Origin of the sequence: Citromicrobium bathyomarinum (genome assembly GCF_038594485.1) — a bacterium.
In the GTDB taxonomy this organism is placed as follows: domain Bacteria; phylum Pseudomonadota; class Alphaproteobacteria; order Sphingomonadales; family Sphingomonadaceae; genus Alteriqipengyuania; species Alteriqipengyuania bathyomarina_A.
The window spans coordinates 437,804-451,359 of the sequence record NZ_JBCFZG010000001.1 but is presented as its reverse complement, the minus strand read 5'-3'; the positions used below and the strand labels follow the sequence as shown (position 1 = coordinate 451,359).

The window sequence follows — 13,556 nt, the reverse complement described above, 5'->3', positions numbered from 1 at the left end:
TCAAGGCCGCTCGCGATGGAGCGTGATGCCGATCTTCTCGTTATCGACCGCAATGGCGAGCTTCACGATCTTGACCGTGATCGCGTGAATCCGCGCATCCTGCAGGAACAGCGTTTCGCAGATATGGTCCGCGACCGCCTCGATCAGCTTGAAGTGGACGCCTTCGGGCAAAGCCTCGGTCGCGGCGTGCTTCAGGTCCATGTAGTTCTTGCTCGCGTCGAGCGTGGTGTCCGGCTCGTAGCGCTGCTGTGGGCGGATATGCACATCGATCGTGATCCGCAGCGGCTGCGGCTTGCCCGTCTCTTCGGAATAAATCCCGGTGAGCACATCGGTCTCGATGTCGGCGAACTGCAGGGTGAGGCTGTCGGTCATCGGAAGGCCCTTCAGGCAGGATTGCGCCAGCGTGCGAAGATGGCGGTGGGCAGAACGCGGCCATTATCTTCCTCGCGCACGCCCAGATCGCCGTGTTCGATCGTGCCGGGCAGGCCAGCAAATGCTTCGTCGAGCAGCGCGGCGAGCGCGAGGCTGCTCATCCGCACGGCATAGACGGTCAGGAACAGGAAGCGGCTGTTTTCGTCGAGCAGCTGGCGGCAGTCGGCGATCAGCGGGGCGAGCCCTTCCTCGATCCGCCAGGTCTCGTTCTTCGGCCCGCGTCCGAACTTGGGCGGGTCGAGGATGATCCCGTCGTAGCGATTCTCGCGGCGGACTTCGCGCGCGGCGAACTTGGCCGCATCGTCGACCAGCCAGCGGATCTGGCGATCCTCCATCTTGGCAAGCGCGGCGTTCTCACGCGCCTGCGCCACCGATTTCTTGGAGGCATCGACATGCGTGACCTGCCCGCACCGGCTCAGTGCGAGCGTGCCGACGCCGGTATAGCCGAACATGTTGAGGGTACTCGATCCTCCCCCCTCGGGGGAGGTGGCAGCCGCGTCAGCGGCTGACGGAGGGGGCGTGGCGGGAGTGTCCGCCCCTCCACCACCCTGCGGGTGGTCCCCCTCCCCATTTTGGGGAGGATTGAGCTGGGCGCGCATCCATTCCCACACCGGGGCCATGTCGGGGAAGAAGCCGAGGTGGCGGAACGGGGTGCATTGCGCATTGAAGCGCACATCGTCCCACGCGAGCGTCCAGCTGTCGGGAACTTCGGGCGAGAGATCCCAGCGCCCGCCGCCATCCTCGTCCGCGCCGGGGAGGAACTCGCCGTCGGCCTGCCAGTCGTCCTGCCGCGGGCTCCACATCGCCTGCGGTTCGGGGCGGATAAAGCGGAAGCGGCCGAATCGCTCCAGCTTGCGTCCATGGCCGCTGTCGATCAGCCCATAGTCCGCCCAGGGCTGCCCGATCATCAGCTGCGGTTCGAGGCTCAGCTCGGCCATCAGCGGGTGGCCTTGGCCGAGATGTAGTCGCGCACCGCCTCGTAATCGGCGGACAGCGTCTCGAAGCGTTCTTCCAGCGCGAACAGATCGCCCACGCGGTCGGGCAAATCTGCTCTGGTGCCGATCGCCTGCTCCACGGCATCGGGAAACTTCGCCGGGTGCGCGGTGGCGAGCGTGACGACAGGTATCGCCGGGTCGATCTCGTCCGCCATCGTCAGCGAGCATGCCGCGTGGAGGCCCACGGCGGTATGTGGGTCGATCACCTCGCCGCAATTCTCATACGCCCAGCGCATCGCCGTCAGCGTATCCTCGGGCGTGGCGCGGTGTGCGGAGAACATCTCCGCGATCCCCTCGCGCTGCATGGGATCGAGCGCCAGCGTCTTGCTCTGGCCGAACCCATCCATTTGCGCGGCGAGCCCTTCGGCATCGCGTCCGTTGGCTTCGAACAGCAACCGTTCGAAATTGGAGCTGACCTGGATATCCATCGACGGGGTGATCGTCGCGTGGCTTTCGCCCACCGAATAGTCGCCATCGCGAATTGCGCGCGCGAGGATGTCGTTCTTGTTGGTTGCGACGATTAGCCGCTCGACCGGCAGGCCCATCTGTGCCGCGACGTAGCCCGCGAAGACATCGCCGAAATTTCCCGTCGGCACGCTGAAGGCGACCTTGCGGTCGGGCGCACCGAGCTGGAGCGCGGCGGCGAAATAATACACCACCTGCGCCATCAGCCGCGCCCAGTTGATCGAATTGACCGCGCCGATGTCGAGCGTGTCGGTCAGCACAGGATCCGCGAACATCCGCTTCACATGCGACTGCGCGTCATCGAAGCTGCCTGCAATCGCGATATTGTGGACGTTGGAGGCGCTCACCGTGGTCATCTGGCGGCGCTGGATCTCGCTCACCCGGCCTTCGGGATGGAGCATGAATATCTCCACGCCCTCACGCCCCGCGACCGCATGGATAGCTGCCGATCCGGTATCGCCACTGGTCGCGCCGATGATCGTCAGCGGACGCTCGCGCTTCTCCAGAAATTTCTCGAACAGCAGGCCGAGCAGTTGCAGCGCGACATCCTTGAACGCCAGCGTCGGCCCGTGAAACAGTTCGAGCAGCCAGTGCTGCTGGTCGAGCTGGACCAGCGGCGTCACCGCAGCATGGTCGAACGCGCCGTAGGCCTGCTGGCAGAGCCCGAGCAGTTCCTGGTCGGTAAGGCTGTCGCCCACGAAGGGTGCCATGATCTCGTAGGCAAGTTCGGGATAGCTGAGCCCGCGCATCGCGCGAATCTCGTCCGCAGAAAATTGCGGCCAGCTTTCCGGTAAGTACAGCCCGCCATCGCTCGCAAGCCCGGTCAGCGTGACGCCTTCGAAATCGAGCACCGGGGCTCTGCCGCGAGTGGATATGTAGCGCATCGTCAGCCCTCCTCGTTCTGATCAGCGGAATCGCTTCCCAGCACTCGCTTGCGCACGGCCAGCCCGTAAATCACCAGCGCGGTCAGTGCGAAGAGGAACCACTGCCACGCATAGGCCATGTGGTTGTTCGGCAGGTCCGACGGATCGGGGCGTTCGAGCGGGATGAGCCCGGCACGCGGCGGATCGGCCACAAGGCGCGGTCCGGGAGCGAGAATTCCCGTCACTTCGCCGCCGTTCCAGATGGGGCCATCGGGCACCCGGGTCCACCCCAGCGCGATCCGGGCAGTGCCGCCGCCCTTGATCTCGCACTCGGCGATCTGCGCCCAGCCCGGCGTTCCCTTCGCGTTGGTCCCCGCAACGGCGGTCAGCTCCGTCACCTTGGTGCAATCGACCTCGCTACGACGATAGAGCCGCTTCTTGAGCAGGTCCTTGTCGTCGCCCGGCCATGCGACCAATTCCTTATTGTCGCCTGCAGCCGCATAGCGCGCGAGCAACCCTTCCTTCTCGTCGGCCCGGCCAAGCTGCCAAAAGCCGAGCCCGACCATGATCGCAGCCGCAAGAACGACGACAATCGTCGAGATAAGCGGGAGTTGACGCACATACTTCATTGCCCTGCCTCACCCGCCTTCTGTCGGTATTCGGACCACAGGAGCGCCGCCTTCGCCGCGCGCAGGCCGCCAATCGTCAGGGCAAAGCCCAGCGGCACCCACAGCAAAACATGAACCCACCAGGGCGGCGACACCGCGACCGCGAGCCATGCGGCGAGCCCGACAAGGATCGCCCCGATGATAAGGGTCAGGAAAGCGGCCGGGCCGTCGCCGACGTTGAACCGGTCGAACGCAAGCCCGCAAGAGGGGCACTGCGGCGCAAAGGCCACCCAGCCCGCGAACAGCGTCCGCTCGCCACAGCGCGGGCACAGACCGAAAAGGGCAGCCTCGCCAAGCGCGGGCTGCCCCTTCGTATTGTTCGGGGAATCGGGGGCCTTGCGGCCGTCATCCATCATCAGTGAACTTCGGCGCCCCAGCCACCCCAGACATAGACGACGATGAACAGGAACAGCCACACGACGTCGACGAAGTGCCAGTACCACGCAGCGGCTTCGAAACCGAAGTGCTGGCGCGGGGTGAAGTGGCCCAGATAGGCGCGACGCAGGCAGACGATCAGGAAGATCGTACCGATCAGCACGTGGAACCCGTGGAAGCCGGTCGCCATGTAGAAGGCGCTGGTGTAGTTCACGTACCCGAAGCCGAACGGCGCATGCATGTATTCGTACGCCTGGATCGACGTGAACAGGATGCCGAGGCCGATGGTCGCCCACAGGCCAAGCTTGAGCCCTTCGCGGTCGCCGTTGATCAGCGAGTGGTGCGCCCAGGTCACCGTGGTGCCCGAACACAGCAGGATCAGCGTGTTGATCAGCGGCAGGTCGAAGGCGTCGATCACATGGATGCCGTCAGCCGGGAAGTTGGCGAAAGCGGCTGCGCCATCCTGGCCGATCAGGTTCTGCCAGGTGTTTTCCGCCACCATCTGCAGCGGAGCGGGGAACAGCGCGAAATCGAACCAGCTCCAGAACCATCCGACGAAGAACATCACTTCGGAAAGGATGAACAGGATCATGCCGTAACGCATGTGCAGCTGCACCACGGGCGTGTGATCGCCGGCCTGCGCTTCGTTGACGATCTTGGAGAACCAGCCCCAGAAGGTCGCGATAAGACCGGCAATGCCCAGCCCCAGGATCACCTGCCAGCCCGACAGCACATCATTGTGCATGTAGAACACCATGCCGGTGGTGAAGGTGAGCGCCGACAACGCGCCGACGAACGGCCAGATATCGGGGGCGAGAATGTGATAATCGTGGGTTTTGGCGCCGGCCATAGGTCGTCTTTCCTTTTCAGCGGCTCCGCCCATACCGAGGCGGCTCGCCGTGGTCCAGTGGGTCAGCTATCTTGCGATGGTTTCGCGTGGAAGGTGTAGCTCAGGGTAATCTGCTCCACCCCTTCCATATTCGGATCGTCGAGCGCCGCCGGATCGACATAGAACAGCACCGGCATGCGGACTTCTTCGCCCGGCTGCAGGGTCTGTTCGGTGAAGCAGAAGCACTGAATCTTGTTGAAATACGGCGCAGCCTGCTCGGGCTCGACATTGAAGGTCGCAGTACCCGTGATCGGCTTGCTCGAATTGTTCTTCGCGGTGAAGAACGCAAGGTCACGGATACCGATCTGTACTGTATCCGTGGTCCGCTCGGGCGCAAAGTCCCACGGCAAACCGGGATCGGTGTTACCATCGAAACGGATCGAGATTGGCGGAGTACCGGCACTCTTGGCGAGATTCGCAGCAATGGCGGCGTCGCTTTCTGTCCCCACCTGCGTGGTGCCTGCGAAACCCGTCACCTGGCAGAACATGCGGTACAGCGGCACGGACGCAAAGCCGAGCGCAACCATCGCGAGCGCGATGCCGAATGCGATAATCGCCATGCGCAGGTTCTTGTTCTCGATACCCGAAGATGCTGTCGCGCCCATCAGTCGCCCATCCTCACGATCGTGATCGCGTAGAAAAGCACGGCGAGGAACAGCAGCGCGGCTCCGATCGCGAGATTGCGGCCTTTGCGCGCCTTCTTGAACCGCGCTTCCTCTTCGGGCGTCATCCGGTTGGATTCGTTTTCGTTCATCCGATCACTCCGGCATCCTGCAGCACCCGGTCGATCACCAGCACGCCGAACAGCGCAAACAGGTAAATGATCGAATAGGCGAACAGCCGCTTTTCAGGCTTCATGGTATCTTGCGCGCCCGACGTCCGCAGCCCCACCGGCACGGCCAGAAGAGCGAACATACCGGTCAGGACGAGCGAGGCCACACCATATACAATCCCTGCCGTTCCGAGATACCAGGGCGCGGCAGCCAGCGGGACCATGAACAGTGCGTAGGCGAGTATCTGCCAGCGCGTGGCGCGCTCTCCGCGGACGACCGGCATCATCGGAATGCCAGCCTTGGCGTAATCGCTCTTCACGAACATCGCGAGCGCCCAGAAGTGCGGCGGCGTCCAGAAGAAGATGATCGCGAATAGCAGGATCGGCGTCAGCGTTATGTCGCCCGTGACGGCAACCCATCCGATCAGCGGAGGAAAGGCACCTGCCCCGCCCCCGATGACGATGTTCTGCGGGGTCCGCGGCTTGAGCCACATCGTGTACACCACGACGTAGTAAAAGATCGATACGACGAGGATCGACGCGGCCAGCCACCCAATCGCTAGGCCCATTACGAGTACCGACGCGCCGCACAGCAACGCGGCGAAGTCGCGCGCATCCTTGGGCGCCACGCGCCCGGCCGGAATCGGGCGCCGCGCGGTGCGTTTCATCCGGGAGTCGAGATCGGCCTCGTACCACTGGTTGAACGCGGCGGCGCCGCCCGCTGCGAGCGCAATCGAGAGGATCGCCGCGAAACCGAGCACCGGATTGATGCTGCCGGGCGCGGCGAGCATGCCGCACAGACCCGTAAAGACGACCAGACGCACCACGCCCGGCTTCGCCAGCGCGAGGAAGTCGCGCCAATGGCTCGACATCGGCGTCGCTGCGGTCGGCGTAAAAAGGGTCGTCGTGCTGGTCATTATATTCGGTCGGTCCTCGCGCGGGTCGGGCACCTGCGCGCCGGAAATCGGGGACGAAGGACGGGGCACGAGCTCGCTGGCACCCCGTCCGTCAGTCGATTGCTCAGGCCGTGGCCGGCTTCGCGTCGCGCGGCAGGTGATCGTGATAGTCGTGATGCTCTTCGATCACCGGCAGCGTTTCGAACTGGTGGAACGGCGGCGGGCTGGACAGAGTCCATTCCAGCGTCGTCGCACCCGGGCCCCAGTAGTTGCCTTCGGCCCGGCGGCCCGCGGTGAACGCGTAGACCAGGTTGACGAAGAAGATCAGGACCGACGCCACCACGATCATGTAACCGATCGTCGAAACGTGGTTCCAGAAAGCGAAGGCCTCCGCATAATCCGGGATGCGGCGCGGCATACCGTTCGCACCGAGGAAGTGCATCGGGAAGAACACGATGTTCACGCCGACGAAGAACACCCAGAAGTGCAGGTGCGCGAGGAATTCGCTGTGCATGCGTCCGCTCATCTTCGGGAACCAGTAGTAGAACCCTGCGAAGATCGAGAACACCGCACCCATCGACAGCACGTAGTGGAAGTGCGCGACGACGTAGTAAGTGTCGTGCAGGTTGTCGTCGACGCCGCCATTGGCGAGCACGACGCCCGTCACACCGCCCACGGTGAACAGGAAGATGAAGCCCATCGCCCACACCATCGGCGATTTGAACTCGATCGAGCCGCCCCACATGGTCGCGATCCAGCTGAAGATCTTCACGCCGGTGGGCACCGCGATGACCATGGTAGCAGCGGTGAAGTACATCTTCGTGTTCACGTCGAGGCCCACGGTATACATGTGGTGCGCCCACACGATGAAGCCGACCACGCCGATGGCGACCATCGCGTAGGCCATGCCGAGGTAACCGAACACCGGCTTGCGGCTGAAGGTCGCGACGATCTGGCTGATCATGCCGAAGCCCGGCAGGATCATGATGTACACTTCGGGGTGCCCGAAGAACCAGAACAGGTGCTGGTACAGGATCGGGTCGCCGCCGCCGGCCGGATCGAAGAAGGTCGTGCCGAAGTTACGGTCGGTAATCAGCATGGTGATCGCGGCGGCCAGAACCGGCAGCGCGAGAAGCAGCAAGAAAGCGGTCACAAGCACCGACCACACGAACAGCGGCATCTTGTGCAGGGTCATCCCCGGCGCGCGCATGTTGAAGATGGTGGTGATGAAGTTCGTCGCACCCAGGATCGAGCCTACGCCCGCGAGGTGGAGGGAGAAGATCGCGAAGTCGACCGCCGGACCGACCGAACCGCTGGTGGAAAGCGGTGCATAAACCGTCCAGCCAGTACCCGCGCCAGGGCCCGTGCCGCCGGGCACGAACATGGAGAACAGCAGCGAGAAGAAACCTGCAACGGTCAGCCAGAACGAAACGTTGTTCATCCGCGGGAAGGCCATGTCGGGCGCGCCGATCATCAGCGGCACGAACCAGTTGCCGAAACCGCCGATCATCGCGGGCATGACCATGAAGAAGACCATGATCAGGCCGTGCGCGGTGATGAAGACGTTCCACATGTGCAGCGCGGTGTTCACATCGTTCGCACCGCCCATCATCTGCGCCCACCAGCCAAGGTACTGGATGCCCGGCTGCGCCAGCTCGGCGCGCATGATGCCCGAGATCGTGCCGCCGATCAGACCCGCGCAGATTGCGAAGATCAGATACAGGGTGCCGATGTCCTTGTGGTTCGTCGACATGAACCACCGGGCGAAGAAGCTCGGCTTGTGATCGGCATCGTGATGATGCTCGTCAGTGTGGGCCTGGAAGGTGTCAGCGGTGGTAGCCATGTCGCTCGGATTCTCTTCGGTTCTGCTTATCTGGATCGAATTGCGTCTGTTGGTCGCCGGGTCAATCGGTCCTTAGGGACTAGGCCGGCTCGGTCGCGTCGAGCGGAACCGACGGCGCATTGCCATCGTCCGCAGCGGTCGGGCCGTCGCCCGCAGCCGGCGCCCCTTCGGTCGCACTGGCCGGGGCCTGGATATCGGCGGCTTCGGTCACTTCGGCTTCATCGCCGAAGCTGCCGCCCTTCGAAGCGACCCACTGGCGCCACTTGTCCATCGGCACCGCTTCGATCGCGATCGGCATGTAACCGTGGCGCGCACCGCACAGCTCGGAACACTGGCCGTAATAGATGCCCGGCTCCTGAATGGTCAGAACGCGCTCGTTCAGGCGACCGGGGACGGCGTCCATCTTGAACCACAGGCTCGGCACGGCGAAGGAGTGGATCACGTCCGCGCCGATCGTCTGGATGCGCAGCGGCACGCCAGCGGGAACGACCATGCGGTTATCCACCGCAAGATGCCCGGGCAGCCCGCGGGCTTCCGCCTCTTCGGGGGGCAGCATGTTCGAAATGACCTCGAACCCGCCGTTATCCGAATAGGTGTAACCCCAGTACCACTGGTATCCCGTCGCCTTGATGGTGATCGCATCGGCCGGCGCGGTCTTGTACTGGCGCGCCAGCAGCGTGATCGAGGGAACCGCGATAACGATCAGGATCAGGACCGGCACGATCGTCCAGATCACCTCGATCAGCGTGTTATGCGTCGTGCGCGAAGGCTCGCGCCCCTCGCGGCGGCGATAGCGGACCACCACCACCAGCAGCAGGAAGAACACGAAGGCGCTGATGAACACGATAACCGGCGCGAGGATGTAATCGTTCATCCCCAGCGCGAACTGGCCATCGTCGGTGTACTGGTCCTGGAAAGTCATCGACTTGAGCGGGCTGTCTTCGAACGCTGTCGGCTGACCCTTGATCCATTCCGGCCCGAGGTGCTCGTAGCCGCCATCCGTATTGCCAGCAGCATCGGCCCCCACGGCCGGCTCGCCTTTGGCAGGCGCGGCATCGGCCTGCGCCGCGGCGGGAGCCGAGGCCTCCGGCGCGGTGGCGGCAGGCGCGGCTGCGGATACGCCCTGAACGGCGAATGCAAGGCCCACGAGGGCAAGGACACCGAACACAAGACGGCGGATATCGCGATAGGCGGCGGCAATTGGCATTGTCGGACTGCTTTCCTTCGAACCTGAAGAAATCCGCGCATAACCGCCATTCTCATGGGGTCAGCGCTACACACTGGGCTCGCCCTATAGGGGCGCTTGCCGCGACTCTCAAGCGCCTCTAGACGGGAATTCACGGGTCGTCCAATGCGTTCGTCGCAACGGCAATCACATCACATTATAAGTTACAGGGTCGAGCTGCTGATATGACGGACGAAGAAATCATCGGGGAACTGCGCGGTTGCGACGCCTTGCTCGAAGGTCATTTCCTCCTGAGTTCGGGCCGGCATTCGGCGCATTACCTGCAATGTGCGCGGGTGTTGATGAACCCGGACCGGGCCGGCCGGATGGCATTTGCGCTGTCGCAAAAGATCCCGCGCGAGATTCGCAGCCAGATCGATGTCGTGGTCAGCCCGGCGATGGGCGGCCTCATCATCGGCCATGAAATGGGCCGCGCGCTGGGGAAAAATGCCATGTTTCTCGAGCGCCCAGAAGGCACGTTCGAACTGCGCCGCGGCTTCGCGCTTGAGAAAGACGCCAAGGTTTTGATGGTGGAAGACGTCGTCACCACCGGCATATCGAGCCGCGAGGCTATCGAAGCAGTTGCACGCGAAGGTGGCGAGGTGATCGCCGAAGTCGCGCTGGTCGACCGTTCTTCGGGCGAAGCCGACATGGGCGTGCCCTTCTTCCCGCTGATCCAGCTTTCCTTCCCGACCTATGCGGAAGAGGACGTTCCCGCAGAACTGAAGGCCGTGCCGATCACCAAGCCCGGGAGCCGGAAGTGATCCGGCTGCTCGCGCCGCTCGCGTTTCTGATCGCGGGATGCGCGGGCCAGCCCGATATCCGAACTGCAGAGAGCATCCCTGCAATCACCGACACAGAAACGTCTGGCCTGTCGTCATGGGGATATCGCGCGGACGACGATTCTCGGGCGGTCGACGCTCTTGAGAAGAGCGATTTCGAAGGAGATTTCGCCATCAGCAGGCGCGATGGAAGCGTGCACATCTTCGCGCTCCGTCCTCCATCATCGCAGGAAAAATGGCCGTGGGCCTCGGTCACCAAGCAGGTTATGGCAGTGCTGGTGATGCAACAGGTCGAAGCCGGCACGCTCGATCTCGACGCCCCGGCGGATACCTATCTCTCCGATCTCGCCGCTGACGCCCCCTCCCCCACGATCCGCCAGCTGCTCCAGCATCGTTCCGGCCTGCACAATCCGGACGACAGCCCGGAAGATGCGACCGGCTTCCCGTCGTTCTATTCCGACGGCCCCACGGGCCTCGATTGGTGCATCGCCGACCGAACGGCCCCGACAGAAGAGTGGCGTTACAATAATTGCGACTACATCGTCCTCGGCGGAATTCTGGAAAAGGTAACGGGTTCGCCGGTCGAGGTACTTCTCGAAGAACGAATCGGCACGCCTTCGGGCTGGAGCGATACCGCGCTGCTGCGTGAAGGAAGCGCCCGCGACTTCCAGGGCCGCGATCCCACCTACACCACCCGGATCGCCCGCTACGGCTCTTCGGCCGCGCTGGTGGGCCCGCTGGAAGACATGGTGCGCTTCGACCGTGCCCTGATGTCGAGCAAATTGCTTTCACCGGAATCGCGCGCGATTCTCTGGGAGAGCGATCCCGCGCTCGGCTATATGGCGCTGGGCCAGTGGGTGTTCGAAGCCCCGCTGAAGGGCTGCGACGCGCCGGTGAAAATCGTCGAGCGGCGCGGCAACATCGGCAAGTATCAGGTGCGCAACATCATTATGCCCGAGCGCGACATCGCGATTGCCCTCGTCACGGAGAAGGAAAGCTTCGACTTCGGTGAGATCTGGACCGGATCGGGCGCAATGCACGATGCGCTGAGCGCGGTGGCCTGCCAATGAGCGAGCGGCTGCGCCTCGGCGTCAATATCGATCACGTTGCCACGATCCGCAACGCGCGCGGCGGCGATCATCCCGATCCGGTTCGCGCGGCTGAGATCGTCGCGGCCGTCGGTGGAGACGGGATCACCGCTCACCTGCGCGAGGACCGGCGCCATATCCGCGACGACGATCTGAAACGCATCCAGGACGCGACCGATCTGCCGCTCAATTTGGAAATGGCGGCGACCGAGGAAATGCTGGCGATTGCGCTCCGCCATCAGCCGCACGCCGCCTGCATCGTGCCCGAGAAGCGCGAAGAGCGCACCACGGAGGGTGGGCTCGACGCGGCTGGGCTCCACAACCAACTGGCGCCCATCGTCTCCCGGCTCACCGATGCGGGTATCCGAGTATCGCTGTTCATCGAGGCGAACCCGCGTCAGCTCGAAGCGGCAATGCGCCTCGGAGCGCCCGTGGTCGAGTTTCATACCGGGGAATATGCCCACGCTATGGGCGAGCAACGCGCGGTCGAGCTGAAACGGATCGCGGACATGGCGGCTCTCGCAGTGAAGAACGGGATCGAGCCCCACGCCGGCCACGGGCTGACCTTCGAGAACGTGCAACCGATCGCCGCCATCCCGCAACTCGCCGAGCTGAACATTGGGCACTATCTGGTCGGCGAAGCGATCTTCACCGGCCTGGAACCGGCGATCCGCCGGATGCGCGACCTGATGGACGACGCGCGATGAGTGGCGAGACGCAAGTTACCAACGCCCAGCATTTCTGGCTTATCGCAGGCGCGATACCGTTCCTGCTGAGCTTTTTCGTGCTTGGCCTTTCGTTCACGACCGGCGCGCTGACCGCATTCGCCGTTGGCTGGCCGCTCTTGCAGGTCTTCGGCTACGCGATGACACTGCGGATGGCGAAGGGCGACACCTCGCACGATCTGGTGAAGGTGCAGGTCGTACTGCACTATATCGCTCTCATCCTTCTCGTTACCCTACTGGTGCGCGCCTCATGATCATCGGCCTTGGCTCCGACCTCTGCAATATCGAGCGCATCCAGAACTCGCTCGACCGCTATGGAGAGCGGTTCGAGAACCGCGTCTTTACCGAGATCGAGCGAGCGAAAGCGAGGAAGCGCCCGTTCACCATCGCGGGCACCTACGCCAAGCGGTTTGCGGCGAAGGAAGCGTTCTCCAAGGCCGTCGGTACCGGTTTCAGGCGCGGCGTCTTCATGAAGGACATCGGCGTGGTCAACGCACCCTCGGGCGCACCCACTCTCGAACTGGCACACGGCGCAGCCAAGGCGCTTGCGCAAATCACGCCCGACGGCCATGTGGCGCATGTTCACCTTACCCTCACCGACGATCATCCATGGGCGCAGGCCTTCGTGATCATCGAGGCCTTTCCGCAATGAGCAATACCACCGGCATGAGCAACTCAGACACCGCCAAATCCGCCAGCGAAGACGAAAAGGTCAACTGGTTCGTCGAATTCCGCGGCCTCGCGCTGATGTTGCTTGCGGTGCTGGCCTTCCACAGCTTCGTGGCCAAGCCGTTCTACATCCCATCCACCAGCATGATGCCCAACCTGCTGGTCGGCGACCGTCTGATCGTCAGCAAGTATCCCTACGGCTATTCGTGGGCGTCGATCACCTTCCACCTGCTGCCGCGCGGCAAGTGGCGGCTGTTCGGCGGCACGCCCGAATATGGCGACATCGTCATTCCCGTGCACCCGGAGCGTAGCGAGGATTACATCAAGCGCGTGGTGGCCCTGCCGGGAGACCGCATCGCGGTGAAAGACGGACAGATCATCCTGAACGGCAAGCCCGTGCCGCAGAAGGTCGAACCCGATCTGCTGCTGCCCTACGACATCAATTCGCCCTGCACGGAAGCCGGGTTCGAAGTCGTCACCACGCCCAAGGGCGTGCAGAAATGCAAGGTCCCGGTGACGCGCGAGACGATGCCCAACGGCGTCAGCTATTCTATCATCGACGCCCTGCCCGACCAGCCGCTGGACAATTACGACGAAATTCTCGTGCCCGACGATGCCGTATTCGTGATGGGCGACAACCGCGACTATTCGGCGGACAGCCGCGCCTCGATCGCGCGCCAGGGTCTCGGCGGCCCGGTGCCGCTCGCCAATATCGGTGGGCGGGCTGAGTTCATCACCTTCTCGCTCGACGGGACGGCCAACTGGAACCCGTTCAGCTGGTTCGGCGCCATGCGCGGTGACCGGGCGTTCACGACGCTTCGCCCGACTCACACCGACACGCCGGCAAAGCAGGACTGACGCAGGGGGAC

The 13,556-nt window shown here is 63.6% G+C and carries 17 protein-coding genes; 6 read left to right on the top strand and 11 right to left on the bottom strand.

The genetic code is table 11. From position 1 onward, the window contains the following. The 11 genes from AAG591_RS02250 to coxB form a co-directional block, all read right to left on the bottom strand. The gene (locus AAG591_RS02250) at window positions 1-372 is read right to left on the bottom strand and encodes a dihydroneopterin aldolase (RefSeq protein ID WP_342529303.1); all 372 of its coding nucleotides are present in this window, start codon (window positions 370-372) and stop codon (window positions 1-3) included. Between the two features lie 11 nt (window positions 373-383). Continuing rightward, entirely contained in the window at window positions 384-1,370 is a 987-nt protein-coding gene (locus AAG591_RS02245) for an RsmD family RNA methyltransferase (protein ID WP_342529302.1), read from the bottom strand. Next, window positions 1,370-2,776 carry a threonine synthase gene (gene thrC / locus AAG591_RS02240; protein WP_342529301.1) on the bottom strand — a complete coding sequence of 469 codons (1,407 nt, stop codon included), beginning with the start codon at window positions 2,774-2,776 and terminating at the stop codon, window positions 1,370-1,372. Before thrC ends, AAG591_RS02245 begins: the two co-directional genes overlap by 1 nt. Before the next feature lie 2 nt (window positions 2,777-2,778). Beyond that, entirely contained in the window at window positions 2,779-3,384 is a 606-nt protein-coding gene (locus AAG591_RS02235; RefSeq protein ID WP_342529300.1) for an SURF1 family protein, read from the bottom strand. Next, window positions 3,381-3,776 (bottom strand): DUF983 domain-containing protein, encoded by a 396-nt coding sequence (locus AAG591_RS02230; RefSeq protein ID WP_342529967.1) that lies wholly within the window; start codon window positions 3,774-3,776, stop codon window positions 3,381-3,383. The genes AAG591_RS02235 and AAG591_RS02230 overlap by 4 nt, the downstream gene beginning before the upstream one ends. Window positions 3,777-3,778: 2 nt before the next feature. Continuing rightward, a complete protein-coding gene (locus AAG591_RS02225) occupies window positions 3,779-4,648 on the bottom strand; it encodes a cytochrome c oxidase subunit 3 (protein WP_342529299.1) in 870 nt (289 codons plus the stop codon). Between the two features lie 62 nt (window positions 4,649-4,710). Further along, entirely contained in the window at window positions 4,711-5,292 is a 582-nt protein-coding gene (locus AAG591_RS02220; RefSeq protein WP_342529298.1) for a cytochrome c oxidase assembly protein, read from the bottom strand. Continuing rightward, on the bottom strand, window positions 5,292-5,441 hold the full coding sequence (locus AAG591_RS02215; protein WP_342529297.1) for a hypothetical protein: 150 nt from the start codon (window positions 5,439-5,441) through the stop codon (window positions 5,292-5,294). Before AAG591_RS02215 ends, AAG591_RS02220 begins: the two co-directional genes overlap by 1 nt. Continuing rightward, window positions 5,438-6,376 (bottom strand): heme o synthase, encoded by a 939-nt coding sequence (locus AAG591_RS02210; protein ID WP_342529296.1) that lies wholly within the window; start codon window positions 6,374-6,376, stop codon window positions 5,438-5,440. Before AAG591_RS02210 ends, AAG591_RS02215 begins: the two co-directional genes overlap by 4 nt. 103 nt (window positions 6,377-6,479) lie before the next feature. Further along, window positions 6,480-8,198, bottom strand: coding sequence for a cytochrome c oxidase subunit I (ctaD, locus tag AAG591_RS02205; RefSeq protein WP_342529294.1), 1,719 nt, complete (start codon window positions 8,196-8,198; stop codon window positions 6,480-6,482). A 79-nt stretch (window positions 8,199-8,277) separates the two neighbouring features. Continuing rightward, a complete protein-coding gene (gene coxB, locus AAG591_RS02200) occupies window positions 8,278-9,405 on the bottom strand; it encodes a cytochrome c oxidase subunit II (protein WP_342529293.1) in 1,128 nt (375 codons plus the stop codon). Between the two features lie 203 nt (window positions 9,406-9,608). Between coxB and pyrE the strand changes: the two genes are divergently transcribed. Genes pyrE through lepB form a run of 6 tightly spaced genes read left to right on the top strand, consistent with a single transcriptional unit; the run spans window position 9,609 to window position 13,545 of the window. Beyond that, complete coding sequence (pyrE, locus tag AAG591_RS02195; RefSeq protein WP_342529292.1) at window positions 9,609-10,187, top strand: orotate phosphoribosyltransferase; 579 nt, start codon at window positions 9,609-9,611, stop codon at window positions 10,185-10,187. Continuing rightward, on the top strand, window positions 10,184-11,275 hold the full coding sequence (locus AAG591_RS02190) for a serine hydrolase domain-containing protein (RefSeq protein WP_342529291.1): 1,092 nt from the start codon (window positions 10,184-10,186) through the stop codon (window positions 11,273-11,275). The genes pyrE and AAG591_RS02190 overlap by 4 nt, the downstream gene beginning before the upstream one ends. Beyond that, entirely contained in the window at window positions 11,272-12,000 is a 729-nt protein-coding gene (locus AAG591_RS02185) for a pyridoxine 5'-phosphate synthase (RefSeq protein ID WP_342529289.1), read from the top strand. Before AAG591_RS02190 ends, AAG591_RS02185 begins: the two co-directional genes overlap by 4 nt. Then, the gene (locus AAG591_RS02180) at window positions 11,997-12,272 is read left to right on the top strand and encodes a pyridoxal phosphate biosynthetic protein (RefSeq protein WP_342529287.1); all 276 of its coding nucleotides are present in this window, start codon (window positions 11,997-11,999) and stop codon (window positions 12,270-12,272) included. Before AAG591_RS02185 ends, AAG591_RS02180 begins: the two co-directional genes overlap by 4 nt. Further along, complete coding sequence (gene acpS / locus AAG591_RS02175; protein WP_342529286.1) at window positions 12,269-12,670, top strand: holo-ACP synthase; 402 nt, start codon at window positions 12,269-12,271, stop codon at window positions 12,668-12,670. Before AAG591_RS02180 ends, acpS begins: the two co-directional genes overlap by 4 nt. Continuing rightward, window positions 12,667-13,545 (top strand): signal peptidase I, encoded by an 879-nt coding sequence (gene lepB, locus AAG591_RS02170; RefSeq protein WP_342529284.1) that lies wholly within the window; start codon window positions 12,667-12,669, stop codon window positions 13,543-13,545. Before acpS ends, lepB begins: the two co-directional genes overlap by 4 nt. The last annotated feature ends 11 nt before the right edge of the window (window positions 13,546-13,556 follow it).